A 25,505-nucleotide genomic window follows, 5' to 3' on the forward strand; every position below is an offset into this window, starting at 1 on the left:
GGGGGGGGCGCCCCCCCCCCCCCCCCCACCCCCCCCCACCCCCCCGGCGCCCCCCCCCCCCCCCCCCCCCCCCCCCCCCGCTCCCACAGGTGGCTCGTCCACCCTGCTTCACCAAGGAATTGATTTCATGTCCTGGATGCCTCCTACCCATGAGCTGCTATCGCCGATCACCGGTGACGACGGCTCGCAGATCGAGCGGTTGCAACTCAAGCCGCTGTACTACGCCGCGCAAAAGGACGCCCTGGCCCGCGCTGGCGATGACGAAGACGAGCAGTTCTTCGAATTGGCCAAGCTGGCCACCGGCCTGTCGGCCAAGGAGCTGGACCAGCTCAAACGCCCGGACTACGTGAGCATTGCGCAATACGTGCACGAAATGTCCACGCGCCCAGTTTCGTATTTTCTGAATGACACGCAGGCCGATCCCGACGAGGTGCCGCTGCTGCAACCGCTCGAGGTGGCGGGCCGCAGCCTGACCTCGCTGACCTTGGAAATGCCTGTGCTGCGTGCCACCAAGGCGATGAAAAAACTGAAGACGGCCAAGGAACGCGCCGAGTTCATCACCGCCCATTGCACTGGCCTGATGCTGCCGGACCTGGCCTCGCTGACCGTGCCTGACTGGACGCAACTCCAGGTACGCATCGACGATTTTTTAAACAAACCGGCGGACTTCTTTCGGAGCGCGACATCGAAGTGATCCTCGATGTGGTGCCGCTCATTTACTCGGTAAGTGAAGCGGAAATCCTGGAGTGGGACGCCGGCAAGGCCTTGCGCCGATACGACATCGCGATCACTCGCCTTGGCGTGAAACAGGAGTAGAACAGGATGGCAGACAACACGTTTTCGCTGTCCGGCGCGGCGAGCATTGGCGGCGTATTGGAAACGTCGGGGCTGAACCTGGCATTGACCACGGCCAGTCTCGACATCCGCCTGCTGGTGTCGGAACAGGTCAAGTTGCGAGAAACGCTGACATTGCTGAACGTTGCCCTGTCACAGCAGCAATCGCTGCTCAAGGCAAATGGTTCGGCGGCGGCGTCCAGCAGCGAGCCGAAATCCAAGCTAAAGGCCGAGGTTGAACAAAGCGCACCGCCTGATCGACGCAAGTCTTCCATAGCCTTGGAGTTGGCGATGGTTGAGCTCAATCTGGTGGCGAAACTGAGCAAGGATCAGCTCTCCGGCATGGCGATCGCCAACCTGAAGATGGCCAGCGAAAAACAGGTGGCACCCAGCGGGGCGACAGCGGTGCAGCTGGCGCAGGTCGAATTGGCAGCGGCGAAAGCAGGTATCGGGAGTGGCCTCGACCCAGCCAAGAAACAGGACGAGTTGCTGAATTTTACTCGCGACAGCGCGGTCATGGCGTCGGCGTTCGGTCTTGATGTCAAGGCTGCCAGCGAGATGTTGTTGGCCTGGCGCACGGCGATGGAGCTGGACCGGGGACAAAGCCTGAGCCTGGCGGATGCGACCAACCACTTGGGTAACAGTGGCCTGAATGTCAAAGCGGCCGACATTGGCTCGGTCATGCAACGTGGTGGCGAGGCTGGCATCGGCGCGGGAATGCCCCCGGAGCAGGTGGCGGCCCTCGCGGCGGCGTTCCTGAACAGCGGCGTGGACAAGGCTGGCGCCGGTGAGGCTTTGAAAGTGTTCACCACGGTGTTGGCCAAGGGGAATGCAGCCTCACCGCAGCAGCGTCAGGCCTGGACCGAGCTGGACCCCAGGTTCAATCCGGCGATGGTGGCCGACGGTCTGCGTACGGACGCATCGGGAACCATCACCCTGGTGCTTGAAGCACTGAAGAAAAAACCTGCCGACGAGCAGCAGTCGCTGACCAAGGTTCTGTTTGGCGATAACACCGCGATTCTTGAGCTGCTGAAAAAACCGCAAGACACCCAAAAGGCCTTTGCGCTGGTGTCCGAACGGACCACCGACGGAGCGTTGCCAAAGTACGACGGCTCCGTTGCCAAAACCGCCGAAACGCTTGGCCAGACCTCACAAGGACGATGGAACGCTCATCAGGCGAATCAGACGCGTCTGTCCTCGGCGGTTGGCAATGCGCTGATGCCGGTGGATGACGGTTTGACGGCCTCCCTCGACACGGTGACGGGCGGTTTGAGTTCGCTGGCAGAAGCGTCGCCGAAGGCCGCAGCGGGCGTTGCGCTTGCAGTTGCGGCCGTCGCATCTCTAGTGGCGCTGCTTGGCAACGCTGTGTTGTCGGAGGGGCTTTCGAGAGTGGGCAAAAAGGTCCTGGACCAGACCGCCGCTCGCCTGCCAGAAAGCGTGGGGGATGTAATCGCCGACGCTGATGACGGTACCCGCAAGGGCAAGGGCGGCAAAAAAGGAGCGCCCCGCGTGACCAGGACCAGGCCTGCCGGTACGGCGAGCCGTTTGATGGGAGCCGTGGCCAAGGCCCAACCCCTGGTCAGCAAAGCAGCGGCACCGCTAATGGTGGTCAGTGCCGGATACGATGCCTACAAAGGATTGCGCGACGGCGATGACAAGGCCGTTGGAGGTGCCGTCGGCCAGATGACCGGAACGGTCGTTGGCGCGGCGATCGGGTCGTTCCTTCTGCCTGGAATCGGCACCGCAATCGGCGGTTTTGTTGGCGGCATGGCCGGTTCGTGGCTGGGTGAGCAACTGGCGTCTCCTTCCGATCGGCTCGAGGCTCCGGAGGCGGTGACGAAAGAATTGACCAGCGCCCAGGCCAACCAACAGCAGAACACCATGACCGCAAATATCTACATCAACGGCCAAGACCAAGCCAGCGCAAGTCAGCTGGCGAACCTGGTCGTGCAGCAGCTCTCGGGCCAATTCGGCTTGATGACCATGCCCAACTCACTCGCCATGCGCAGTGACGCGGCCCTGACCGACGGAGGTACGTGATGCGTCAACAAATGGCCCTCGGCAGTTTCATCTTTGGCCTGTCGAGAAATTTTGCGTACCACCAACTGGTGCACACCTCGGACGGTGGCTGGAAAAACATCGACATCCTCACCGGCAAACCCAAGTCCAGCCAGGTCGGCCAAGGCCTGCAAGGGCTGACGATCACCGGCAAATCGATGTACGCAACCGCCATGGATCGCCTCGATGAGTTGCGGGCGCTGCAAGCCCTGCGCATCCCTTTGCCGTTGGTCGATGGCATTGGCCGCAACTGGGGCCGGTGGCGAATCAATGATGTCACCGAAACCCAGACCGAGATCATTGATGACGGTACGGCGATGGTGGTCGGCTGGGTGGTTGTTTTGACGGAGTTCGCCAATGCGTAGGGTTCGAAGTATCGCCGGTGACTCGGTGAATCTGTTGCTGTACCGCGAGCTTGGGCGGTGTGATGACGCCGTTGAAGAAGCGCTCTGGCTGCTCAATCCAGGGTTGGCGGAATGGAGCCCGGTATTGCCCGCGGGCGTATGGGTGGTCCTGCCGGAAGTGGACCTCAAGCCGGTGGCATCGCTTCCGGTTTCGGCCTGGGATTAAGGAGGCGACATGTCATTGGGTTTCACGCCTGCGGTGGAAATTTATGGCGCAAACGCTGCGCTGCTCAACGAACGCCTGCTCAAATGGGAGCATGTCGATGCGGCGGGGATCGAGTCCGATCAGCTGACGCTCACCATCAGCCTGGACGGTCTGGAAGGGTTGCCCAGCCTGGGCGGCAAGATTGGCCTGCGGGTCGGTTATCTGGAGTCGGGTCTGGTGGACAAAGGCGAGTTCGTCATCACTCGGCGCACACCGTTCCTGTTTCCCCTGCAACTCGTGCTGGCGGCCATGGCGGCGCCGTTCAGTGCCGCGGACCAGACCGGGTTCAAGCAACGCCGATCCGTCAGCCATGGCCCGACGACCCTGGGAGCGCTGTTTCGTCAGCTGACTTCCCGGCACGGGTTTTCCCCCCGGGTGGCGCCGGACCTGTCGTTGATCAAAATCGAGCACATCGACCAGACCAACGAAACCGACATGGGGTTTCTGACGCGCCTGGCTCACCGTTATGACGCGGTCGCCAAACCCGTCAACGAGCTGTATGTGCTGGCCCGGCGCGGCCAGGCGAAGTCGCTGTCGGGCAAGGTTCTGCCCGAGATGAAACTGTCGGTGACGACCAACAATCGCCCAGGCGACCACGCCTTCATTTCGGCGAAGTTTGATGAAACCGCCCGAGCCAAGTACCAGGGCTGCAAGACCCGTTGGTGGGATGCGGCGGCCGGCAAGCTGCAGGTCGAGGAGAGCGGCATCGCGCCGTTCAAGACCCTGCGCCAGCGCTTCCAGAGCGCCGACGACGCCCGCGCCGCCGCTGAAGGCGAGGTGCGCCGGATGGAGCGCGAAGCGCTCAAGGTGGACATCGAGTGCCCTGGCAACCCTGGGCTGTCCGCCGAGGGCATCGTATTGCTGGATCCCTCCTGGCCGGATTTCATGCGCGGTCGCTGGTCGATCGACAAGGTCACCGCCAGTGGCGACCGGGAAAAAAGCTATCGCTGCTTGATTCACGCGACCCGCCTGGATACCAAGGCCTGACCCCACCACCCCCCTGTGGGAGCGGGCTTGCTCGCGAAGACGCCAGCACATCCAACATCAATGCTGCCTGACCCACCGCTTTCGCGAGCAAGCTCGCTCCCACAGTTTTGTTCAGCATTGCACATATCCCTGCGCCCAACCGAGTCCTCCTGTGGGAGCGAGCCTGCTCGCGATGGCGGTGTGACATTCAACATCTCTGCCGCCTGACCCACCGCAATCGCGAGCAAGCTCGCTCCCACAGGTCTTCCTCGACTGCATCTTCTCTACAACTGGAATTCCTCCATGAAGATCACCCCGATCCTCACGCAGTTGCGTGAGCAATGCCCCACGCTCGGCCTCCGCGTGGCGGCAGGCTTCGACCTTGCCACGCTGCAAGCCGAGGCCCCGCTGCACCCCCCCTGCGCCTATGTCCTGCCCACCGCCGATATCGCCAGCAAGAACGCGGCACAGAACGTCACGCTGCAAGCGGTACGCGACCGTTTCGATGTGGTGCTGGTGCTAGACGCCACTGACGCGACAAAAGCGCTGGATCTGTTGCACGACCTGCGGGCGGAACTGTGGCGTGCGCTGGTGGGTTTCAAGCCGGGCGCCGAGTACAGCGGCATCGAATACGACGGCAGCGAACTGGTTTCCATCAACAGCAGCCGCGTCTCGCACCGGCTGCGTTTTTCCGCCGAGTTCCAGCTGGGCCGCAATCTGGCGAGCCAGCCTGCCGAAAGCTGGCACGAGCGTGAACTGGACGGCTTGTCGTCCTTTACCGGGGCCACCGTGCGGGTCGATGCCATCGACCCGGCGGACCCCAATCTGAAACATCCCGGCCCCGACGGGCGCGTGGAACTGACTTTCTCTGGAGACGTAACCCCATGAGCAAACGCATCACCGTGCTGCCGGCCCCGGGCCGTGCCGTACCGGACCCGGAAGCGGGCGACCTGTTGCCCCTCGAGGGCCGTGAAGTGCCCGACAACGCCTGGTGGCGTCGACGTCTGGCCGATGGCGATATCACTACCAAAGCCGTGAAAGCGGCAAAACCACAGGGAGCCAAATAATGGCGATCGGATTCAGCAACATTCCTGCGGACATTCGTGTTCCGCTGTTCTACGCCGAAATGGACAACTCGGCCGCCAATAGCGCGTCGTCGGCCATGCGCCGGTTGATCGTCGCCCAGGTCAACGACAACGTTGCGCCGGCCGAGGTCGGCAAGCTGGTGCTGGTTTCCAGCGTCGCGCTGGCCAAGAGCATCGGCGGGCAGGGCTCGATGCTCGCCTCGATGTACGAGACCTGGCGCAAGACCGACCCGCTCGGTGAGATCTGGTGCCTGCCGCTGCACAATATCGAGGGTTCCATCGCCAAGGGCGTGCTGACCTTCACCGGCGCCGCGACTGAAAGCGGCCTGCTCAACCTGTACGTCGGCGGTGTGCGCGTCCAGGCCGCCATCGTCAACGGCGCCACGGCAGCCCAGGCCGCCACTGCGCTGGCATTGAAAATCAACGCTGCCGCCGACCTGCCGGTGACCGCTGCGGCCGCCGAAGGTGTTGTGACCCTCAGCGCCAAATGGACCGGCGACAGCGGCAACGACATCAGCCTGCAATTCAATCGCCTGGGCAAGAGCAATGGCGAAGACACCCCGGCGGGGCTGACCACCGCCATCACCGCGATGACCGGCGGCGCCGGTGTACCGGACCAGACCGCCGCCGTCGCGGCCCTGGGCGACGAGCCTTTTGAATTCATCGCCATGCCCTGGTCCGATGTAGCGAGCCTCAACACCTGGCAAGCGGTCATGGACGACAGCACCGGTCGCTGGTCCTGGGCCAAGCAGTTATTCGGCCATGTCTACAGTGCCAAGCGCGGCACCCTCGGCACCCTGGTCGCCGCCGGTCAGGCGCGCAACGACCAGCACATGACGATCCAGGCGCTGGAGCTGGGCGTACCGCAACCGTTCTGGGTCCAGGCCGCTGCGTTGGCTGCGCGCACGGCGGTGTTCATCTCCGCCGACGCCAGCCGTCCGACCCAGAGCGGCAGCCTGCCAGGCTTGGACCCGGCACCGGCCAGCGAACGCTTCACCCTGACCGAGCGCCAGTCGCTGCTCAACTACGGCATTGCCACGGCGTACTACGAAGGTGGCTATGTACGCATCCAGCGTTCCATCACCACGTATCAGAAGAACGCTTTCGGCCAGGCTGACAACTCCTACCTGGACAGTGAAACCCTGCACCAGTCGGCGTTCATCGTTCGCCGCCTGCAAAGCGTGATCACCAGCAAGTACGGTCGCCACAAACTGGCCTCGGACGGCACCCGTTTCGGCGCCGGCCAGCCCATCGTGACCCCGAGCACGATCCGCGGCGAGCTGATCGCCCAGTATGCCAAGCTCGAACTGGAAGGCCATGTGGAGAACGCCGAGCTGTTCGCCGAGCACCTGGTGGTCGAGCGCGACAGCCAGGATCCGAGCCGGGTCAACGTGCTGTTCCCGCCGGACTACATCAACGGCCTGCGGGTGTTCGCGCTGCTCAACCAATTCCGCCTGCAATACGACGCCGCTGCCTGACAGTGATGCTCAATTGCTTGATTCAGCCCACCTCGCGTGGGCTTTTTATTTGAAGGGAGAAACACCATGGGTCAACTGATTGCGGGCACCTGCTACGTCAAAGTGGACGGCGCTCAACTGACCATCAACGGCGGCTGCGAAGCGCCACTGATGTTCACCAAACGCGAAACCGTCGTACCGGGTTTCTACAAGGAAACCGACATTGCCCCGTCCTTCAAGGTGACGGCGCTGCACACCGCGGACTTCCCGCTCAAGCAACTGGTGGCCGGCACGGACATGACCGTCACCTGCGAATTCAACAACGGCAAGGTCTACGTGCTGGCCGGCGCCTACCTGGTGGAGGAGCCGGTTTCCAAGGGCGACGACGCCACCATCGAGCTGAAATTCGAAGGCATCAAGGGGACCTGGCAATGACTGACGTCGTGACCTTGCGCGTGGCCATCGAGGCCCACGGCGAGCCATTGAGCGAGCTGACCCTGCGCCGTCCGACGGTGCAGGAAGTCCGGGCGATCAAGGCGCTGCCGTACAAGATCGACAAGAGCGAGGAGGTGAGCCTGGACATGGACGTCGCGGCCAAATACATCGCGGTGTGCGCCGGCATCCCGCCGTCGTCGGTCAACCAGTTGGACCTGGCTGACCTCAATGCCTTGAGCTGGGCCGTCGCGAGTTTTTTCATGAGTGCGGCGTCGCAACCATCGGCGACCTGATCGCCGCCGCCTATGACCTGGCCTGGTTCTGGAAGGTTGACCCCGAACAGATGATGGCCAGGCCACTGGATGTGCTCCGCGAATCCTTGGAGCACGCGCAACGGATCAATGCGATGCAGCAGGTGCAGTGATGGCAGACACAGAAAAGGTAGAGAAAAAAGCGGTGCTGCTGACGGGCATCGACGAGCTGTCACCCAAGCTCGCGAGCCTTCGTGCGAAGGTCGCGAGTTTCAAGCAGAACCTCGATGCCACGGGTTTGGGCAGCCTGGATATTGCCGGTCTGCTGCCCAGCGGTGGCCTGGCCCAACCGTTCATGGACGGGCTCAAGTCGGCGCTGGCCTTCAAGGACGAAGCGGGCGCAGCGAGCGTGGCGGCCAATGCCGTCCAGGCGTCTGAAGCGCCTCGTGTAGCGGCACAGAATCTGGATGGATTGAAGACTTCCATCAGCAACGTGTCGGTGCAATTCGGTTCGGCGCTGGGGCCTGCGGTCAACGCGGTGGCGGTCGGTTTGCAGCCGATGATCAGCAGCGTGGCCCAGGTGCTGCAGGACAATCCGCAACTGGTCCAGGGCCTGGCGACGGGCGTTGTCGCGTTCAACGCGATGCAGACCGCGGTCAGCGGTGCGAGCCAGGCCATGGAAGTGGTCAGCCTGGCGATGAAAATGAACCCCATCAGCTTGATTGCCATGGGCATCGCCTTGGCGGCCGGGATGATCATCGCCCATTGGACGCCGATCTCGGCATTCTTTGCCGGGCTCTGGCAACGGCTCGCGCCGATCGTGTTGCCGATGGTCGAGTTCTTCAAGACGATGTTCGCCTACACCCCGATGGGGCAGGTGATCAGCAACTGGGGGCCGATCAGCAGCTTTTTCGGCGCGCTCTGGAATGTGATCGTGGCGGCGGCAACGCCGGTCATCGGTTTCATGCAGACGCTGTTCGCCTGGTCACCCTTGGGTTTGATCGTTGCCAACTGGACGCCCCTGACTGGGCTGTTCGCGGCAATCTGGGATCTGCTCAAAGCCTTGACCGTGCCAGTGATGGACGCCCTCAAAGGCTTGTTCGACTGGACGCCGCTGGGGCTGATCATGGCCAACTGGGGCACGATCGGCGAGGTCTTCGCCGGCATCTGGGAAGGCATCCGCAACCAGGTGTCGATCATGTTGGCGGTGTTCAGCGGCCTGTTCGACTGGTCGCCCATCGAAGGCCTGACCAAGCAGTGGGGGCCGGTGGGCGAGTGGTTCAGCCAGTGGTGGAGCGAGCTGCAGGCGGTGATCGCGCCGATCAAGGCGTTTTTCAACGGCGGCTTCGGCGAGATGATCACCTCGTTCACCGCCAAGGTCGAAGGATTGACCGAGGCGCAGCGCGTCACCAACGCCGAAGGCAAGGGTGAGCTGGCGCCTGGAGCGTTGCCGCAAACCTCCAGCAACCTCGTGCAACAGAGCGCCGCCAACAACCGCACGCAACTCGAAGGCGGCCTGACCGTGCGTTTCGAAAACGCGCCGGCCGGGCTGCGCGCCGATCCGCCCCAGACCAATCAACCGGCCCTGGCGGTGAGTTCGCGCATCGGCTATCGCTCACTTTCCACAGGAGGCTCCAATGAGCTGGCGTGATCGTTTGTTGCCGGCGTCGTTTCGTGGCGTCGGGTTCTGGGTCGACCAGGCGAAAACCCCGGTCGGCCACAAAGGCCAACTGCATGAATATCCACAGCGCGACCAGCCCTTTTTCGAGGGCCTTGGGCAGCAGGCGAAGATTCATGAGCTGACCGCGTTCATCGTTGGCCCCGATTGCCTGGAGCAGCGCGACAAGCTGCTCAAGGCGCTGGAGCAGGGCAGCGGCGAGCTGGTGCACCCATGGCTGGGACGCCTGCAAGTCAAGGTCGGCGAATGTGACATGACCCAGACCCGCCAGGACGGCGGGCTGGTGACGTTCAGCCTGAAGTTCTACCCCGACCAGCCGCTGCAATTTCCCTCGGCCACGATCAACAGCCAGAAACTGCTGCTGGTCTCGGCCGACAGCTTCCTCGGTTCGGCGGTGCGGCGCTTCGAAGACGCCATGACCTTGATCAAGGCTGCACGGATCGGCATCGCTGACCTGCGCAACAGCCTCAAGGACATCTACGGGGTGATTGAGCAGGAGCTCAAGCCGTTGATTGAGACCTATCGGCAACTCAGCGATCTGGTCAAGGCGGTGAAAGAGCTGCCCAAGGAAGTGGCGGCCGAATTCAAGGGACTGCTCGGTGACATCCGCGAACTGAAGGACTTCGCCCGTGACGGCTACCGCGGCGTGATTGCCAGCGTGTCGCAACAGGTGGAGGCCATTCGCAAGGCTGACGCGCCCAAGCTCACCACCGGCAAGGACACCACGGCGGCGGCCCAGGCCGTAGCCGATCTGGTCCAGGACACGCTGTTGGTGCAGGTCGCGCAATGGATTGCGGCGATGCCGGTGGCGGCGCCCGCAGTCAAGTTGGGCGCCACGCCGTCGGTGGCGCAACAGGCCGTGCAACCGGTCCAGCGCCGGGACGTGCCGGTCGCCGACGACGTGCTGGCCCTGCGCGACGCCCTCAACGATGCGATCTGGCAGGCTTCCCTCAAGGCTGATCCGCAGCACTACCAGGCGATGAACACCCTGCGTCAGCAAATGGCCGCGCACCTGACGGCGGTGGCGTCTTCGGGCGTGAGGTTGATCAACCTGTCATTCAAGCAAAGCCTGCCGGCGCTGGTGGTGGCGTACCAGCAGTTCGCCGATGCCACCCGGGTGACAGAAGTGACCCAGCGTAACGGCGTCGCCCATCCCGGTTTCCTGCCGCCCAACGATTTGAAAGTCTCGGGGGAGTAAGCCATGAACGAGCTCGACAATGCCGTCTCGCTGACCGTCGGCGGGCTGGATTACGGCGGCTGGAAAAGCGTGGAAATCAGTGCGGACCTGGAGCGCCAGTTCCGCACCTTCAAACTCGACATCACCTGGCAATGGCCGGGGCAGACCCAGGCGGTGCCGATCCGTCCAGGCGATGAATGCCAGGTGCGCATTGGTGCCGACCTGGTCCTCAGCGGCTATGTGTTCAAGGCGCCGGTCAGCTATGACGGCCGGCAGATCAGCCTGAGCATTGAAGGCGGCTCCAAGACCCAGGACCTGGTGGACTGCGCGGCGATCAACAGTCCGACGCAATGGCGCGGGCAAACGTTGCTGAGCATCGTCCAGGTCCTGGCGGCGCAATATGGCGTGGGTGTGGTCAGTGAGATCCCGGAAACCGCGCGGCTGAGCGAACACAGCATCGTGCCGGGGGAAACGGTCTTTCAGTCCATCGATCGTTTGTTGACGTTGTTCCGCGTGTTCTCCACCGACGATGCCCACGGGCGCGTGCTGTTGGCTAAACCCGGCAGCGGTGGGCGGGCGAGTGATGTGTTGGAGCTGGGCAAGAACATCCTGTCGGGCAGCGCACCGATGGACTACAGCCAGGTGTTCTCCGAATACCGGGTCATCGGCCAGCACAAGGGCAACGACCAGCAGAGCGGGGTGGCGGTCAGTGAAGTTTCCGGCACCGCCACCGACTGGAGCTTCAAGCGCAAGCGGGTGACGGTGATCAGCGAGAGCGCGCAATTGACCTTCGAACTGGCCCAGCAACGGGCCGATTGGGAGAGCGCCATCCGCAGCGGCAAGGCGTTGACCACCACCTACCGCGTGCAGGGCTGGCGCCAGGCCAATGGTGACTTGTGGCGGCATAACGCCTTAGTGCGAGTGATCGATCCGGTGCTGGGGTTCGACGGAGACATGCTGATATCCAAAGTGACGTACTCGCTGTCGGCACAAGGCTCCGTCACCACCCTGCAAGTCGCGCCGCCACATACCTTCGACGCCAACCCGGTGCCGCCCAAACCCTGAATCCGGCACCGGATATCTGTTCACTGCAATCCCTTGTGGGAGCGGGCTTGCTCGCGAAAGCGGTGGCTCAGCTTGCATCAATGCTGGAGGTGCCGCCGTCTTCGTCGGATCGCCGCCCGGAGCAAGCCCGCTCCCACAGTATTTCGAGATCGCCTCCAAGTTTCTGCCCACCACAAATCCCCTGTGGGAGCGAGCTTGCTCGCGATGGCGGTGTGTCAGTCAACATCAGTATCGAATGTCAGACCGCTATCGCAAGCAAGCTCGCTCCCACAATGTTCAGGGTCTGTTAACCCGATCCGAAGGAAAACCTCAATGAGCCTACTGACCCGCCTCCTGGCGCGCGGCACTGTCGTGCTCGCCCACTCGGCGACCAAGTTGCAGTCGCTGCAAATGCGCCTCACCGCCGGCGAAGTGAATGACGACATGGAGCACTTCGAACCCTACGGTTTCACCAGCAACCCGCTGGCCGGCGCCGAAGGTATCGCCACGTTTCTCGGGGGCGATCGCTCCCATGCCGTGGTGCTGGTGGTCGCCGACCGCCGTTTCCGCCTCCAGGCCTTGGCCCCGGGTGAGGTGGCGCTCTACACCGATGAAGGCGACAAGCTCCACTTCAAGCGCGGGCGAGTCATCGACATCCAGACCGCCACCCTGAACATCCGCGCCAGCAGCGCGGTGAACATCGACAGCCCGGTCATCAACCACACCGGCAAGATCGTCTCCCAGGGCGACCAGGTCGCCGGCGGCATCAGCCAGATCAAACACGTGCATGTCGGCGTACAGGCCGGCAACGGACAGACCGGCGCGCCGGCGGGTGGCCAATGATGTTCATCAGCCAGAACCTGCACGCCGCGCTGACCCGCTCGGTGCTGATCAGCCTGTTCACCTGGCGCCGCGCCGCCGCCGACGATGCCGTCGATGACGAGGAGCGTTTCGGCTGGTGGGGCGACACTTTTCCCACCGTCGCCGACGACCGCATCGGTTCGCGGCTGTGGCTGTTGCGGCGGGTCAAATTGACTCGCCAGACCCAACTCGACGCTGAGTTCTACGCCCGCGAAGCCCTGCAATGGCTGATCGACGACGGGCATTGCAGCGCTATCGACATCATCAGCGAACGCCTCGACGCCCAGCGCCTGAACCTGCGCACGGTCCTGACCCTGGCCGATGGCGAGCGCCTGGACATCAACCCCGACCACAGTTGGCAGGTGACCTATGCCGTTTGAAACCCCTTCGCTGCCGGTGCTGATCAAGCGCGCCCAAAGCGACCTGGCCAGCGATTCGCTGCGCCAGTCCGATGCCCAAGTACTGGCCCGCACCCTCGGCGGCGCCGCCTATGGCCTGTATGGCTACCTGGATTGGATCGCCGAGCAGATCCTGCCGGACAAGGCCGATGAATCCACCCTGGAACGCATCGCCGCCCTGCGCCTGAACCAGGCGCGCAAAGCGGCCCAGGTGGCCAGCGGCAACGTCAGCTTCACCGCCACGGCCGGTGCGGTGCTGGACGTCGATACGCTGCTGCAATCGAGCGATGGCCGTACGTACAAAGTGACCACCGCCCGTACCACCAGCAATGGCTTGAACACCGCCGCCATCGCCGCGCTGGACGCTGGCAGCCTGGGCAATGCCAATGCCGGCCTGGTGCTGACGCCCGTGCAGCCTGTGTTAGGTATCGGCAGCAGCTTCACCGTGCTGGCGCCTGGCGTGACCGGAGGTGTCGCCCGGGAAAGCCTTGAGTCGCTGCGGGCGAGGGTGATCCGCTCCTATCGCATCATTCCCCATGGCGGTTCGGCCCAGGACTATGAGACCTGGGCCCTGGAATGCGCCGGCATTACCCGCGCGTGGTGTCGTGGCAGTTACCTGGGCCCGGGCACCGTCGGCCTGTTCGTGATGCGCGACGAAGATCCGCAGCCGATCCCCAACGCCGAGCAATTGGAGGAGGTGCGAGCGTATATCGAACCGTTGCGCCCGGTGACCGCCGAATTGCATGTGCTGGCGCCGACGCAGGTACCGGTGAACTACCGGCTGCGCATCACGCCGGACACCAGCGCCGTGCGGGCCGCCATCGAGGCCCAACTGCGCGACCTGCATAACCGCGAAGCCGGTCTCGGCGAAACGCTGCTGCTGAGTCATATCGCCGAAGCCATCAGCAGCGCCACCGGCGAAACCGACCACAAACTCAGCGCACCGGTGGCCGATGTCGCCGCCGCGAGCAACCAGTTGCTGACGTTCGGAGGCTGCACATGGCTGGGATAAGAGCCGCCGAACAGTACCAGGCGCAACTGCGCAACTTGCTGCCCAGCGGGCCGGCGTGGGACCCGGAGCGCGTGCCGGAACTGGATGAAGTGCTGCAAGGCATCGCCCAGGAACTGGCCCGCCTCGACGCCCGTGCCGCCGATCTGCTCAATGAGATGGACCCGGCGGGGGTGAGTGAGCTGGTGCCGGATTGGGAGCGGGTGATGAATTTGCCGGATCCATGCCTCGGCTTGAAACCATTGTTCGGTGACCGTCGCATTGCCGTGTGCGAGCGATTGACGGCTGTCGGCGGGCAGAACGCAGCGTATTTCATCGAAATTGCCCGTAGCCAGGGTTACCCCAACGCCACTGTCACTGAGTTCCGGGCTCCTCGCATGGGGCGCTCACGCTTCGGCGTAGCGCACTTCGGTAGCAAGGATGCGCAATTCATCTGGGTTCTGAACACCGGAGGGCGGCAAAGCCTGGGCCGACGTTTCGGTGCCAGCTACTGGGGCGAGCGTTTTGGCGTCAACCCGGGTAGTGCGCTGGAGTGCCTTATCCACCGCAACGCGCCAGCACACACGCTGGTGTTTATCAATTACGACTGAAGGACAACACCATGGATTTTCCAAAAAGCGTACCGGGTATCGGCCTGGTCAACGGCAAGTTCGTCGATGAAGACGCTACAACCGGCACCCCGGGGTCATTGATCCCCGCCGTCTGGGGCAACAGCGTGACCACGGAGATACTCAATGTCATCACGGAAGCCGGGAATACACCGGACGCTGCGGATACTGCCCAGCTCAAGAAGTCGATTGTCGGTTTGATCGCCAGTCAGACCAAGCAGGCAACCGAGGCGGCTGCTGGGTTGATGAAGATCGCCACTCAAGCAAAAGTGACTGCTGCGACAGACGATGAAAGCGCGGTGACTCCCCTCAAGCTCGAACAGCGTTTGCTGACAGCATTGCCAGTCGCTGGAACCGCCACCAACCTCAAGATGTTCGTTCCGGCGGAGACCAAGGTGGCGACGTTGACCGCCGATGAAATCATCGTCAGCACCGCTACCGGCGGGCGGGCGTACCGATTGGCGAATTTCAACAAGGCGGTCAATCTCGCGTTGGCGGGGGCGGGCGGTACGGATAACGGAGCTGTCGTTGCAAACGGTTACGTGGCGCTCTACGCCATCTACAACCCGACTACCGCGACTTCGGCGCTGATGGCCGTCAATGCGACGGGAGGCGTGGTGCCTAGTATTTATGCCGGAGCCTCCAGGCCGGCGGGTTATACCGCTTCGGCTTTGGTGAGCGTTTTACCCACCAATGCCTCGGGTCAGTTTCGTATCGCTTATCAGTTGGGACGCCAGGTTACGTTTGAAAACAGGGTTCTCTATAGCACCACTGTCGGCAGCACGGCGATGACGGGCGTTAACATCGCCGGCTACGTGCCGCCCAATGCAACTCAAGTGTCGCTTTATCTCGCTGCCATGCAAACCCAGGTTGGTTTAGGTGTAGGTATTTCCGTGGCGCCGTTGGCGAGTGGCGCCTATATCGTCGGCACTGCATGGGCATCTGTATCGAATCAGGTATCCAGCACCAATATGTCTGTGCAGATGCCGCTCCTGGTTCAACAAACCATGTATGTCACGTTCGTAAACAACACCGCTGGTTCATTCAATATCGTTGCCGGCAGCTATCGTTTTTGAGAGAGATCACCACTATGTCCACGATCTATGTACAGTTTTCCGACGAGCTGGAAACCACCATCATTTCGGTCTTCGCTGGACCGCAAAATCCGGACGATTGGCCGAGGCAGGGAGAGGTTGCCAGCACTGATCCCCGTTATCTCGATTTCCGCAATCGTTGCCCCCTCGTGGGCGCATCGCGCGTTGGCGATGAGTGAAGGCCATGCGGGCGTCGATTTTGTTGACGTTGCACGAGGAGTTCCGATGACGCTGACAATTCAGGCACTCGAAACAATCATGCCGAACGCCCGCACCCAAGCGGGCGTTTTTATTCCCGCGTTGAACGCTGCCATGTCGCGCCATCGCATCGACACACCCAAACGCATGGCCGCATTCCTCGCCCAGGTCGGTCATGAGTCCGGACAATTGCGTTACGTGCGGGAGCTGGGCAGCGAGCAATACCTGAGCAAATACGACACCGGAACCCTGGCCGTTCGCCTGGGCAACTCGCCCCAGGCCGACGGTGACGGCCAGAAGTATCGTGGCCGGGGGTTGATACAGATTACCGGCCACGACAATTACCTTCGTTGCAGCCTGGGATTGTTTGGCGATGAGCGCCTGCTGGCCTTGCCCGAACTGCTGGAACAGCCGCAATGGGCCGCCGAGTCTGCTGCGTGGTTCTGGGAGCAGAATGGCTTGAACGAACTGGCCGACCGTGATCAGTTCAGCAACATCACGCGACGCATCAATGGTGGTTTGAACGGGTTGCAGGATCGTTTGCAACTCTGGGCAAGGGCGAGGGAGGTGTTATGCCAACCTTCGGCCTGATGCCTTTTTCCTTCCGCTCGCTTGGTATCGCGATGTTGCTGATGCTGTTGATCGGTGGTCCGGCGATGTTGGCCTGGCGGTTTCAGGATTGGCGGTACGGCAGGCAGTTGGCGCAGTTGGCGCAGTCACAATCCGAGACGCTGAACCAGATCTCCCAGGCCGCCGCGATGCAGCAAAAGGCTGAGCAGGACAAACGTCTCGCCTTGGAACAACGACTCTCCAACAGCGAACAAACCCACTACCGAGCCCTGAGCGATGCCCAACGTGACCAGGATCGCCTGCGCGATCGCCTTGCTACTGCCGATGTCCGGCTGTCAGTCCTCCTCGACGCCGACGATGTTTCCGCCGGTTGTGCAGTGCCTGCCGCCCCCGGCACCGGCGGCCTGGATCATGGCGCCCCACGCGCCCGACTTGACCCGGCGCATGCTCGACGAATTATCGCCATCACCGACGAGGGCGACCGTGGATTGATCGCCTTGCAGGCTTGCCAGGCCTATGTCAGGGCGCTGCGCCAGTGATCCGCCGAGCCTTGCAAGCTTCGAATGCTCGTGTACGGTAGGCGCCAATCGCGTCGAATCAGGAGAGCATCATGGACGACATTACCGAGCTGGCCGCTGAATTGGGCAGGCGCTTGCAACTGCTCAATGCCCACGTCACCACCGCCGAGTCCTGCACCGGTGGCGGGATTGCCGAGGCCATCACCCGGATACCGGGAAGCTCGGCCTGGTTCGAGGCCGGTTTTGTCACGTATTCCAATCGCCAGAAGACCCAGCAGTTGGGTGTGCCCGACGAGTTGTTCGAGAAAGTGGGCGCGGTCAGTCGCGAGGTGGTGGAGGCCATGGCTCGGGGCGCCCAGCAGAAAAGCCTGGCGCGTTTCGCCGTGGCGGTCAGCGGCGTAGCCGGGCCGGACGGGGGCTCGCCGAGCAAGCCGGTGGGCACCGTGTGGCTGGCCTGGGCCGTTGGCGAGACGGTGTTCAGCGTGCAGAAGTTCTTTCCGGGCAACCGCGACGAGGTCCGCCGACAAACGGTGAAGGCCGCGCTAGACGGGCTGTTACAACATGCCGCCGGAGAAATCTCAAATCAGGGGTAGGCGATCCCCGATCGCTGTGGAATAATACTGGCTACTTATACAGGTGTTGGCCGTCAGGCCTTATTGATTACGTGAGGACTTTAATGGACGACAACAAGAAGAAAGCCTTGGCTGCGGCCTTGGGTCAGATCGAACGTCAATTCGGCAAGGGTGCCGTAATGCGTATGGGCGATCAGGACCGTCAGGCTATTCCTTCCATCTCCACCGGCTCCCTGGGCCTGGACATCGCGCTTGGCATCGGCGGCTTGCCAAAAGGTCGTATTGTTGAAATCTACGGTCCTGAATCCTCCGGTAAAACCACGCTGACCCTGTCCGTGATCGCCCAGGCCCAAAAAGCCGGCGCGACCTGCGCCTTCGTCGACGCCGAACACGCCCTGGACCCAGAGTACGCCGGCAAGCTGGGCGTCAACGTCGACGACCTGCTGGTTTCCCAGCCGGACACCGGCGAGCAGGCCCTGGAAATCACCGACATGCTGGTGCGTTCCAACGCGGTAGACGTGATCATCGTCGACTCCGTGGCGGCACTGGTGCCAAAAGCCGAAATCGAAGGTGAAATGGGCGACATGCACGTGGGTCTCCAGGCTCGCCTGATGTCGCAGGCGCTGCGCAAGATCACCGGTAACATCAAGAACGCCAACTGCCTGGTGATCTTCATCAACCAGATCCGCATGAAGATCGGCGTGATGTTTGGCAGCCCTGAAACCACCACCGGTGGTAACGCGTTGAAGTTCTACGCCTCGGTTCGCCTGGACATCCGCCGCACTGGCGCGGTGAAAGAAGGTGATGAGGTTGTCGGCAGCGAAACCCGCGTCAAGGTCGTGAAGAACAAGGTGGCATCGCCGTTCCGTCAGGCTGAATTCCAGATCCTGTACGGCAAGGGCATCTACCTCAATGGCGAGATGATCGACCTGGGTGTGTTGCATGGTTTCGTCGAGAAATCCGGCGCCTGGTATGCCTACAACGGCACCAAGATCGGTCAGGGCAAGGCCAACTCGGCCAAGTTCCTGGCGGATAACCCGGAAGTGGCGGCAGCCCTCGAGAAGCAATTGCGCGACAAGCTGTTGAGCCCGGTCGCCGACGTCAAATCCGTGGCCAATCGCGAGACGGCTGACGACCTGGCTGACGCTGATATCTGATCGATCCGATGACCGCTGTACTCGATACCCTCGTCGCGGTGCGGCGAACCGCAATGGACCTGCTCGCAAGGCGCGAGCATGGCCGAGTCGAGCTGACGCGTAAGCTGCGTCAGCGCGGCGCTCCCGATGAGCTGATTGATACTGCCCTTGACCGTTTGACGGACGAAGGGCTGTTGTCGGAAGCGCGATACCTCGAAAGCTTTGTCTCTTATCGTGCTCGCTCCGGCTACGGTCCGATGCGGATTCGCGAAGAACTTGGGCAACGTGGTTTGCAACGCCCGGATATTGAACTTGCCTTGCGCGAAAGCGGTATCGATTGGCAGGAACAGCTAACGGACACTTGGCGTCGCAAATTCTCTGGCCATTTGCCGATCGATGCACGGGAGCGTGCCAAGCAAGGGCGCTTCCTGGCGTATCGAGGATACTCCATGGAAATGATCAACCGCTTGTTCAGCGGTCGAGGCATGGATGATTGATAAAAAACGGCCCGCTATTTCGATAGCGGGCCGTTTTTTTTATGGGCCTTAAGTGACCTTGATCGGTTCCCAGGTGAGCGGGTGGGCCTTGGTGGAAGGTTGAGCCCAGTTTTCCGGCAGGTTGATGTAGTCCACCAGCGCCCTTAAACGGCCGTGATCCCGGGCATTGAACGTAAATGCCAATCGCGTCAGATGGCTGAAAGGCGCTTCCTCGGGTTCTTCGCCGCTATAGGCATGCTGATGAAAGCAGTCGTTCAGGCACAGGTCGGCAAATTCGACCTGCATCTGTTGCAACGCCTGTTCATTGAGCTTGTGGTTCATGCGAATCACGAATTGATGCTTGAGCCAGCGGCTGGAATGGAAGTTGCGGTAGAACTGGTTGATTTCCTCCACCGCCTCCTCGGCGCTGTACACCAGGCGCATCAACTTCATGTCGGTTGGCAGGATGTAGCGGTTTTCCTCCAGCTGTTCGCGGATGAAATCCAGGGCGCTCTGCCAGAACTTGCCGCCGGGCGCGTCCAGCAGCACCACTGGCACTAATGGGCTCTTGCCGGTTTGTACCAGGGTCAAAACCTCTAGCGCTTCGTCCAGGGTGCCGAAGCCACCCGGGCAGAGCACCAGTGCGTCGGCTTCCTTGACGAAAAAAAGCTTGCGGGTGAAGAAGAAGTGGAAGGGCAGCAGGTTTTGCGTGCCTTCGACGGTCGGGTTGGCGTGCTGTTCGAAGGGCAGGGTGATGTTGAATCCCAGGCTGTGCTCCCGGCCCGCGCCTTCATGGGCTGCGGCCATGATGCCGCCGCCCGCGCCAGTGATCACCATCATGTCCGAGCGAGCCAGCGCCGCACCCAGTTCACGTGCCAGGCCATACAAAGGATGCTCGATGGGCGTTCGGGCCGAGCCAAAGACCGTGACCTTGCGGCGACCCTTGAATTGTTCAAGCGTGCGAAACGCGTGCTCCAGTTCCCGCAGGGCCTGAAGGGTGATCTTGGCATTCCAGCGGTTGTGATCTTCCTGGGCCATGCGCAGCACGGTCAGGATCATGTCGCGGTAGATGGGGAGGTTGGGGCTGTTGGGCGATACCAGGTTGAGTTGCTCTTCGACCTTGCGGGTGAGGTCGTGGCCATGGTTTTCAAAATGACGGCTGAGCAGATCATTCGGTTTGTACGGCATTCAGCTTCTCCTTCTGAACAGAACCCCCGGCCCTGACGAGAGATTCATCAAGGCCGCGACACCTCCTGTGCCGTTGTCAGTCCGGGCGCGTGCCCGGGCGTTAACCTGGCTCGACGCAATTTGCAGCAAGGCGGCCAAGCGATCCAATGGGTCCTGCTGTTTCCCTTGGATGAAAAAACAATCACGCGTCACGCATTGGCGAGGACAGCCTCTGTCTGCCCGATATCAGGTGATAGGTTGAATTTAGTCCGTTGCTGATCATGGCGCTCGAATATGAACGTTTGCAACTCCTCCCCAATTGTCCTGGGGGAATCGGAACTCACCTCGAATTTCGTACCGCTCGTCAGATCGCCGACTGGGTGCGTGCCGCTCTGATTTACTCAATAACAAGCGTGTCAAGCATTCGACGTCCAGGGCTGGGCGTCCGCGCGATGGAGTGAGGCATTGGATGGCAGGGAGGCGGGAGAGATGACCAGAGTGACTCTGGAACTCGACAGGCAGTTGTACCTGACGCTGTTGGAGGCGGCCCAAGCCAATCGGGTAAGCCTCGAGGAGGAGTGCTGCCGTCGATTGGAAGGCCGGGAGTGGCGCTCGCGCTATTTGCAAGCGCTGGTGGCGGAGCTGCGCGCCGACGAAGAGCAGCGGCGCGCGCGTACGGGCTGATTACTTCTTGGTCTTGGCTGCTTTCGGGCAATCCGATTCCTGGAAGCGTTCGGTGGCGACCGGGCGATTGGTCTTCACTTCAGTGAACTCGTAGCGCATGGTCGCGCCCTTGGCCATCAGCTTGCGGAAACCCGGATTGGTGCAGACCGTGGAACCCAATTGGAAGTAAACCGCCTTGGGGTCTGCGCGCATTTTCTGGGCATGGCTGCTTTGCACGCTGAGGTGGTTGATCAGCTCGGTGCCTTCAACGGTATAACCCTGGTCGAGAATGTCTTCGTTGATCGCCCGCGGCGTACCGACACTGCTTTCCTTGGCAACGTTCTGCAGCATCTTGTTCAGTTCGAGTTCTTTCAGCGACGCAGCCTGAGCGCTGATGGACGTCGCCAGCAGGACGGCAACGGTAGGGACGATAAGGCGCAGCATGAAACTCTCCTGGTTCAGTGACTGGTGGTTCGACCGGCCACGTGACTGTGCGTTCAGTGGCGGCGATTATAGGGGAGCCCAGGTGGACGGTACAGGCTGGCGCGCTCTGGTAGACTGCCGGCCTTCACTGTTCTGCCGAGTCCTGTTCGTGTCGAGTTCTCCTGTCTACGGGCATTGCCCGCGATGAATCATGCCCCTAACGCCGTAGCCCGCCTGCGCGACCAGCGTGTCGATGAAGGCATCAAGCCGCTCCAGGCCCGGGGCTGGCGCGCGCCCCGCTGTGGCGCTTGTCGGGTCATCGAGAGTCATTGCCTGTGCGCCTGGCGCCCTAGCGTCGAGACCCACTCCGGGGTCTGCCTGATCATGACCAACAAAGAAGTCTTCAAGCCGAGCAACACCGGTTGGCTGATTGCCGATGTGGTGCGTGACAACCATGCGTTCATCTGGTCGCGCACCGACGTCGATGAGCAACTGCTTGCATTGCTGAACGACCCGCAATGGCAGCCATACCTGGTTTTTCCAGGTGAGTATGTCGAACCGTCGCGGGTCACCCATACGGTCGAGGTCGGCCCGGGTAAGCGTCCATTGTTCATCCTGTTGGACGCCACCTGGACGGAGGCGCGGAAAATGTTCCGCAAGAGCCCTTATTTCGATCGATTACCGATCTTGAGCCTGCTGCCGGACAAACTGTCGCGTTATCGCCTGCGGCGCTCGACGCGCAGTGAACACCTGTGCACCGCCGAAGTGGCGGCCCTGTGCCTTGAACTGGCAGGGGACAGCGACGCCGCGTCGGCGCTGGATGCCTATTTCGATGTGTTCAGCCAACATTACCTGGGCGCCAAGCGCCAGCAGGAAGTGGACGTATCGACCCCGGCCCATGCCGAATTGCAGCCCTTTGTCCGTGCCGGCCAAGCGGTATTGGCCTAATAGTGGCCCATACTGGACACAGCGGCGGCCGTGCTGCTTGACCACCCCGGCTTCGCTGGGCATGCTTGGCGCCGACCAGGGTGCGGCCAGAGTTTGAAACGCTGTGATTGGCGTTGAACGTGCCCCTGTGGATGCCGCTGTCGGCGGCGTCTTGAGTTGTTTGGCGAGGCGCGAATGCATCGGGCCTGCCATTAAAAACAGGATCATTTGAAAAATGGCCACATACGAAATCCTGATTGCCGATGACCATCCGCTCTTTCGCAGCGCGTTGCATCAGGCAGTGACCCTGGGCCTCGGCTCGGACGTCCGGTTGACGGAGGTGGCCAGCATTGCGGAACTGGAAACCCGATTGGCCGAGAAGGCTGACTGGGACCTGGTGCTGCTGGACTTGAACATGCCCGGTGCATATGGCTTTTCCGGCCTGGTGCTGTTGCGTGGGCAGTACCCACAGATTCCCGTGGTGATGGTCTCGGCGCAGGAAGAGGCCTCGGTGATGGTGAAGGCCCGGGAGTTTGGCGCCAGTGGGTTCATCCCCAAATCCAGTTCCCTGGAAATGATCCAGCACGCGGTCAAGGCCGTCCTCGATGGCGACGTATCCTGGCCGCCGCAGGCATTCGAGGCGGTGAGTGTGTCCGAGGAAGCCAAGGCTGCCAGTGAGGGATTGGCCAGCCTGACACCGCAGCAGTTTCGGGTGTTGACCATGGTGTGCGAAGGCCTCCTCAACAAGCAGATCGCCTATGAGTTGAACGTCTCGGAGGCCACCATCAAGGCTCACGTCACGGCGATCTTTCGTAAGCTCAACGTGCGTACGCGAACTCAGGCGGCACTGCTGCTGCAACAACTTGAGTCAATTTCTCCGCAATCGTAGCCTGTGAATTCACGCTTTTTTGACCGCATTTGCATTAGCGTCCCCACTCCTTTCGACCAGTTGCCAATTCTATGTCTCCTTTTAAAGGCCAAACCGGCCTGAAACGCATCCTCAACGCTTCCGGCTATTCCCTGGACGGGCTGCGTGCAGCTTTTGTCGGTGAAGCCGCGTTCCGTCAACTGGTGCTGCTCAACGTTATCCTGATTCCGTTGTCATTCTTCCTGAATGTCAGCCGCGTCGAGCAGGCATTGCTGGTCGCGGTATGCCTGCTGGCCTTGATCGTGGAGTTGCTCAACTCGGCGGTAGAGGCGGCGATCGACCGCATTTCCCTCGAGCTGCACCCGCTGTCGAAAAACGCCAAGGACATGGGCAGCGCCGCCCAGCTTGTCGCCCTGACGATGATTGCCCTGGTCTGGGGCCTCGTGCTGCTCTGATGGCTCAGGCAATGGCCGGCAGGACGATCTCATCGCTGCGCTGCACCCCTGCGGTGAATGCCCGGCATAGATCGAGGAATTCACGCATGGCCGAAGTCTGGTATTTCTGCTTGTGCCAGATGAAATAAAATTGCCGCGCCAAGTCCATGTCCGGGGTTTCCACGGCCACGAGGCTGCCGCGGCGGAATGCGTCACGCAGTGCCAACCGTGAGATGCAGCCAATCCCCAGGCCGGACTCCACGGCACGCTTGATCGCTTCGGTGTGTTCCAGCTCCAGGCGAATGTTCAACGCGCTGCGGTGGTGACGCATGGCCTGGTCGAAGGTCAGTCGCGTACCGGAGCCCTGTTCACGCAGGATCCAGGCCTCATGGGTCAATTCCTCCATCGTCGCCTGCCCACGCTTGGCCAGCGGGTGCTGGGGCGCGCAGAACACCACCAGTTCATCCTCGACCCAGCTCTGCACCTCGATGTCCGGATGACTGCAGTCGCCTTCGATTAGACCCAGATCAATTTCATAATGGGCGACCTGGTGCACGATATTGGCAGTGTTTTGCACATGCAGCTTCACCTGGCTTTCCGGATGGCGCTGCATGAAACCGCCGATCAGCAGCGTCGCCAGGTAATTGCCAATGGTCAGCGTGGCGCCGACCGCCAGCGAGCCGAAGCCGGACTTGCCGTTGAGCAGGTCTTCGATTTCCTTGGCCTGGTCGAGCAATGCCACGGCTTGGGGCAGCAACTGCTTGCCCAAGGCGTTGAGGCTCAGTCGCTTGCCGGCGCGATCGAACAATTGGCAGCTGGATTGGCGCTCCAATTCAGTGATGGAGGTACTGGCGGCCGACTGTGACAGATTGAGCAGGCCCGCGGCGCGGGACACGCTTTCCTGCTGGGCGACGGCGACGAAGACTTGAAGTTGACGTAGAGTAAATCGCATATCTATATAACCGATAACCCTTATCTTAATAATCCATTTAACAGATATTGTCGCCGCCATTAGAATGCGATGCAATTGCGCAGATTATCGGCGTAGGCATCATTTCCAGGAGTCCCCCGTACATGAGCAACATGAACCACGAGCGTGTCCTCAGTGTTCATCACTGGAACGACACTCTGTTCAGCTTCAAGTGCACCCGCGATCCGGGCCTGCGCTTCGAGAACGGTCAGTTCGTGATGATCGGCCTGCAGCAGCCCAACGGCCGCCCGCTTATGCGCGCTTACTCGATTGCCAGCCCGAACTGGGAAGAACATCTCGAATTCTTCAGCATCAAGGTGCCAGACGGTCCGCTGACTTCGCAGTTGCAGCACTTGAAGGAAGGCGACGAGATCATCATCAGCAAGAAGCCTACCGGTACGCTGGTGCTGGACGACCTCAAGCCTGGCAAGCATCTTTACCTGCTCAGCACCGGCACCGGCCTGGCGCCGTTCATGAGCGTCATCCAGGATCCGGAAACCTACGAGCGTTTCGAGAAGGTGATCCTGTGCCACGGCGTGCGTTACGTCAATGAAGTCGCCTACCGCGAGTTCATCACCGAGCACCTGCCACAGAACGAGTTCTTCGGTGAAGCGCTGCGTGACAAGCTGATCTACTACCCGACCGTGACCCGCGAGCCATTCGAGAACGAAGGCCGCCTGACCGACCTGATGCGCAGCGGCAAGCTGTTCCGCGACATCGGCCTGCCGCCGATCAATCCACAGGACGACCGCGCGATGCTGTGCGGCAGCCCAAGCATGCTCGACGAGACCAGCGAAGTGCTCAACAGCTTCGGCCTGACCGTTTCGCCGCGTATGCGCGAGCCGGGTGACTACCTGATCGAGCGGGCGTTTGTAGAGAAATAAACTTCGGCATTTGCGGTGGCTGACCGACCGCCATCGCGAGCAAGCTCGCTCCCACATGGGGCCTGTGTTCAAAAAACCTGTGGGAGCGAGCTTGCTCGCGATGGCAGCGACTCGATCCAGCAGATGCCCCAAAAT

33 protein-coding genes are annotated in these 25,505 nt (G+C 61.7%); 29 read left to right on the forward strand and 4 right to left on the reverse strand.

Annotation, left to right across the window (positions count from 1 at the left end; translation table 11 throughout):
- The first annotated feature begins 127 nt into the window (after positions 1 to 127).
- A complete protein-coding gene (locus JMN22_RS13915) occupies positions 128 to 694 on the forward strand; it encodes a phage tail assembly protein (RefSeq protein ID WP_198796362.1) in 567 nt (188 codons plus the stop codon).
- Positions 695 to 716: 22 nt separating this feature from the next.
- Here JMN22_RS13915 and JMN22_RS13920 read toward each other — a convergent pair whose 3' ends face one another.
- Entirely contained in the window at positions 717 to 923 is a 207-nt protein-coding gene (locus JMN22_RS13920) for a hypothetical protein (RefSeq protein WP_198796387.1), read from the reverse strand.
- On the opposite strand from JMN22_RS13920, the gene JMN22_RS13925 reads away from it, so the two are divergent.
- The 23 genes from JMN22_RS13925 to recX all read left to right on the forward strand — a co-directional run bounded on the left by JMN22_RS13925 (position 901) and on the right by recX (position 19,055).
- Entirely contained in the window at positions 901 to 2,874 is a 1,974-nt protein-coding gene (locus tag JMN22_RS13925) for a phage tail tape measure protein (RefSeq protein WP_206768481.1), read from the forward strand. The genes JMN22_RS13920 and JMN22_RS13925 overlap by 23 nt on opposite strands.
- Positions 2,874 to 3,257, forward strand: a complete 384-nt coding sequence (locus JMN22_RS13930; protein ID WP_030139446.1) for a phage tail protein — start codon at positions 2,874 to 2,876, stop codon at positions 3,255 to 3,257. Before JMN22_RS13925 ends, JMN22_RS13930 begins: the two co-directional genes overlap by 1 nt.
- The gene (locus JMN22_RS13935; protein WP_198796364.1) at positions 3,250 to 3,462 is read left to right on the forward strand and encodes a tail protein X; all 213 of its coding nucleotides are present in this window, start codon (positions 3,250 to 3,252) and stop codon (positions 3,460 to 3,462) included. Before JMN22_RS13930 ends, JMN22_RS13935 begins: the two co-directional genes overlap by 8 nt.
- A gap of 9 nt (positions 3,463 to 3,471) precedes the next feature.
- Positions 3,472 to 4,488, forward strand: a complete 1,017-nt coding sequence (locus tag JMN22_RS13940) for a contractile injection system protein, VgrG/Pvc8 family (protein WP_198796365.1) — start codon at positions 3,472 to 3,474, stop codon at positions 4,486 to 4,488.
- 282 nt (positions 4,489 to 4,770) lie between these two features.
- The gene (locus JMN22_RS13945; RefSeq protein WP_198796366.1) at positions 4,771 to 5,355 is read left to right on the forward strand and encodes a phage tail terminator protein; all 585 of its coding nucleotides are present in this window, start codon (positions 4,771 to 4,773) and stop codon (positions 5,353 to 5,355) included.
- Complete coding sequence (locus tag JMN22_RS13950; protein WP_003198311.1) at positions 5,352 to 5,534, forward strand: DUF2635 domain-containing protein; 183 nt, start codon at positions 5,352 to 5,354, stop codon at positions 5,532 to 5,534. The genes JMN22_RS13945 and JMN22_RS13950 overlap by 4 nt, the downstream gene beginning before the upstream one ends.
- The gene (locus tag JMN22_RS13955; protein WP_198796367.1) at positions 5,534 to 7,030 is read left to right on the forward strand and encodes a phage tail sheath subtilisin-like domain-containing protein; all 1,497 of its coding nucleotides are present in this window, start codon (positions 5,534 to 5,536) and stop codon (positions 7,028 to 7,030) included. The genes JMN22_RS13950 and JMN22_RS13955 overlap by 1 nt, the downstream gene beginning before the upstream one ends.
- 66 nt (positions 7,031 to 7,096) lie before the next feature.
- Positions 7,097 to 7,444 carry a phage tail tube protein gene (locus tag JMN22_RS13960; RefSeq protein WP_003198314.1) on the forward strand — a complete coding sequence of 116 codons (348 nt, stop codon included), beginning with the start codon at positions 7,097 to 7,099 and terminating at the stop codon, positions 7,442 to 7,444.
- Positions 7,441 to 7,737, forward strand: a complete 297-nt coding sequence (locus JMN22_RS13965; RefSeq protein WP_045155211.1) for a phage tail assembly protein — start codon at positions 7,441 to 7,443, stop codon at positions 7,735 to 7,737. Before JMN22_RS13960 ends, JMN22_RS13965 begins: the two co-directional genes overlap by 4 nt.
- Positions 7,738 to 7,867: 130 nt before the next feature.
- Complete coding sequence (locus tag JMN22_RS13970) at positions 7,868 to 9,346, forward strand: phage tail protein (RefSeq protein WP_198796368.1); 1,479 nt, start codon at positions 7,868 to 7,870, stop codon at positions 9,344 to 9,346.
- Positions 9,333 to 10,571: a DNA circularization protein gene (locus tag JMN22_RS13975; RefSeq protein ID WP_198796369.1), complete on the forward strand. Its 1,239-nt coding sequence runs from the start codon at positions 9,333 to 9,335 to the stop codon at positions 10,569 to 10,571. Before JMN22_RS13970 ends, JMN22_RS13975 begins: the two co-directional genes overlap by 14 nt.
- A 3-nt stretch (positions 10,572 to 10,574) precedes the next feature.
- Positions 10,575 to 11,615 (forward strand): phage baseplate assembly protein, encoded by a 1,041-nt coding sequence (locus JMN22_RS13980; protein WP_198796370.1) that lies wholly within the window; start codon positions 10,575 to 10,577, stop codon positions 11,613 to 11,615.
- A gap of 312 nt (positions 11,616 to 11,927) precedes the next feature.
- Positions 11,928 to 12,437, forward strand: coding sequence for a phage baseplate assembly protein V (locus JMN22_RS13985; protein ID WP_198796371.1), 510 nt, complete (start codon positions 11,928 to 11,930; stop codon positions 12,435 to 12,437).
- On the forward strand, positions 12,437 to 12,835 hold the full coding sequence (locus JMN22_RS13990) for a phage GP46 family protein (protein ID WP_198796372.1): 399 nt from the start codon (positions 12,437 to 12,439) through the stop codon (positions 12,833 to 12,835). The genes JMN22_RS13985 and JMN22_RS13990 overlap by 1 nt, the downstream gene beginning before the upstream one ends.
- Positions 12,825 to 13,865 (forward strand): baseplate J/gp47 family protein, encoded by a 1,041-nt coding sequence (locus tag JMN22_RS13995; protein ID WP_198796373.1) that lies wholly within the window; start codon positions 12,825 to 12,827, stop codon positions 13,863 to 13,865. Before JMN22_RS13990 ends, JMN22_RS13995 begins: the two co-directional genes overlap by 11 nt.
- Complete coding sequence (locus JMN22_RS14000) at positions 13,853 to 14,452, forward strand: YmfQ family protein (protein WP_198796374.1); 600 nt, start codon at positions 13,853 to 13,855, stop codon at positions 14,450 to 14,452. Before JMN22_RS13995 ends, JMN22_RS14000 begins: the two co-directional genes overlap by 13 nt.
- A gap of 11 nt (positions 14,453 to 14,463) precedes the next feature.
- Entirely contained in the window at positions 14,464 to 15,546 is a 1,083-nt protein-coding gene (locus JMN22_RS26540) for a hypothetical protein (protein WP_236010292.1), read from the forward strand.
- Between the two features lie 14 nt (positions 15,547 to 15,560).
- The gene (locus tag JMN22_RS14010) at positions 15,561 to 15,743 is read left to right on the forward strand and encodes a hypothetical protein (RefSeq protein ID WP_198796375.1); all 183 of its coding nucleotides are present in this window, start codon (positions 15,561 to 15,563) and stop codon (positions 15,741 to 15,743) included.
- A gap of 46 nt (positions 15,744 to 15,789) precedes the next feature.
- Entirely contained in the window at positions 15,790 to 16,353 is a 564-nt protein-coding gene (locus JMN22_RS14015) for a glycoside hydrolase family 19 protein (RefSeq protein ID WP_198796376.1), read from the forward strand.
- The gene (locus JMN22_RS14020) at positions 16,335 to 16,871 is read left to right on the forward strand and encodes a lysis system i-spanin subunit Rz (RefSeq protein WP_198796377.1); all 537 of its coding nucleotides are present in this window, start codon (positions 16,335 to 16,337) and stop codon (positions 16,869 to 16,871) included. The genes JMN22_RS14015 and JMN22_RS14020 overlap by 19 nt, the downstream gene beginning before the upstream one ends.
- A gap of 71 nt (positions 16,872 to 16,942) precedes the next feature.
- Positions 16,943 to 17,443: a CinA family protein gene (locus JMN22_RS14025; RefSeq protein ID WP_030139441.1), complete on the forward strand. Its 501-nt coding sequence runs from the start codon at positions 16,943 to 16,945 to the stop codon at positions 17,441 to 17,443.
- Between the two features lie 83 nt (positions 17,444 to 17,526).
- On the forward strand, positions 17,527 to 18,579 hold the full coding sequence (gene recA / locus JMN22_RS14030; RefSeq protein WP_003198351.1) for a recombinase RecA: 1,053 nt from the start codon (positions 17,527 to 17,529) through the stop codon (positions 18,577 to 18,579).
- 8 nt (positions 18,580 to 18,587) lie between these two features.
- Positions 18,588 to 19,055, forward strand: coding sequence for a recombination regulator RecX (gene recX, locus JMN22_RS14035; RefSeq protein ID WP_030139440.1), 468 nt, complete (start codon positions 18,588 to 18,590; stop codon positions 19,053 to 19,055).
- Positions 19,056 to 19,103: 48 nt separating this feature from the next.
- Here the strand turns inward: recX and JMN22_RS14040 are convergent, their stop codons facing one another.
- Positions 19,104 to 20,222, reverse strand: coding sequence for a TIGR00730 family Rossman fold protein (locus tag JMN22_RS14040; protein WP_030139439.1), 1,119 nt, complete (start codon positions 20,220 to 20,222; stop codon positions 19,104 to 19,106).
- 468 nt (positions 20,223 to 20,690) lie between these two features.
- On the opposite strand from JMN22_RS14040, the gene JMN22_RS14045 reads away from it, so the two are divergent.
- The gene (locus JMN22_RS14045) at positions 20,691 to 20,885 is read left to right on the forward strand and encodes a hypothetical protein (protein ID WP_030139438.1); all 195 of its coding nucleotides are present in this window, start codon (positions 20,691 to 20,693) and stop codon (positions 20,883 to 20,885) included.
- Here the strand turns inward: JMN22_RS14045 and JMN22_RS14050 are convergent, their stop codons facing one another.
- Positions 20,886 to 21,308: a quorum-sensing-regulated virulence factor family protein gene (locus JMN22_RS14050; RefSeq protein ID WP_030139437.1), complete on the reverse strand. Its 423-nt coding sequence runs from the start codon at positions 21,306 to 21,308 to the stop codon at positions 20,886 to 20,888.
- Between the two features lie 183 nt (positions 21,309 to 21,491).
- Here JMN22_RS14050 and JMN22_RS14055 point away from each other — a divergent pair, with 183 nt between their 5' ends.
- The 3 genes from JMN22_RS14055 (at position 21,492) to JMN22_RS14065 (ending at position 23,537) form a co-directional block, all read left to right on the forward strand.
- Positions 21,492 to 22,235, forward strand: coding sequence for a tRNA-uridine aminocarboxypropyltransferase (locus tag JMN22_RS14055; RefSeq protein WP_030139436.1), 744 nt, complete (start codon positions 21,492 to 21,494; stop codon positions 22,233 to 22,235).
- A 214-nt stretch (positions 22,236 to 22,449) separates the two neighbouring features.
- Positions 22,450 to 23,103 (forward strand): response regulator transcription factor ErdR, encoded by a 654-nt coding sequence (erdR, locus tag JMN22_RS14060; protein ID WP_030139435.1) that lies wholly within the window; start codon positions 22,450 to 22,452, stop codon positions 23,101 to 23,103.
- A 71-nt stretch (positions 23,104 to 23,174) separates the two neighbouring features.
- The gene (locus JMN22_RS14065) at positions 23,175 to 23,537 is read left to right on the forward strand and encodes a diacylglycerol kinase (protein ID WP_030139434.1); all 363 of its coding nucleotides are present in this window, start codon (positions 23,175 to 23,177) and stop codon (positions 23,535 to 23,537) included.
- 4 nt (positions 23,538 to 23,541) lie between these two features.
- Here the strand turns inward: JMN22_RS14065 and JMN22_RS14070 are convergent, their stop codons facing one another.
- On the reverse strand, positions 23,542 to 24,468 hold the full coding sequence (locus JMN22_RS14070; RefSeq protein WP_039594356.1) for a LysR family transcriptional regulator: 927 nt from the start codon (positions 24,466 to 24,468) through the stop codon (positions 23,542 to 23,544).
- 122 nt (positions 24,469 to 24,590) lie between these two features.
- Here JMN22_RS14070 and fpr point away from each other — a divergent pair, with 122 nt between their 5' ends.
- Positions 24,591 to 25,370, forward strand: coding sequence for a ferredoxin-NADP reductase (fpr, locus tag JMN22_RS14075; protein ID WP_003184787.1), 780 nt, complete (start codon positions 24,591 to 24,593; stop codon positions 25,368 to 25,370).
- The last annotated feature ends 135 nt before the right edge of the window (positions 25,371 to 25,505 follow it).

The sequence above is a fragment of the Pseudomonas sp. HB05 genome (assembly GCF_016756915.1).
Classification (GTDB): domain Bacteria; phylum Pseudomonadota; class Gammaproteobacteria; order Pseudomonadales; family Pseudomonadaceae; genus Aquipseudomonas; species Aquipseudomonas alvandae.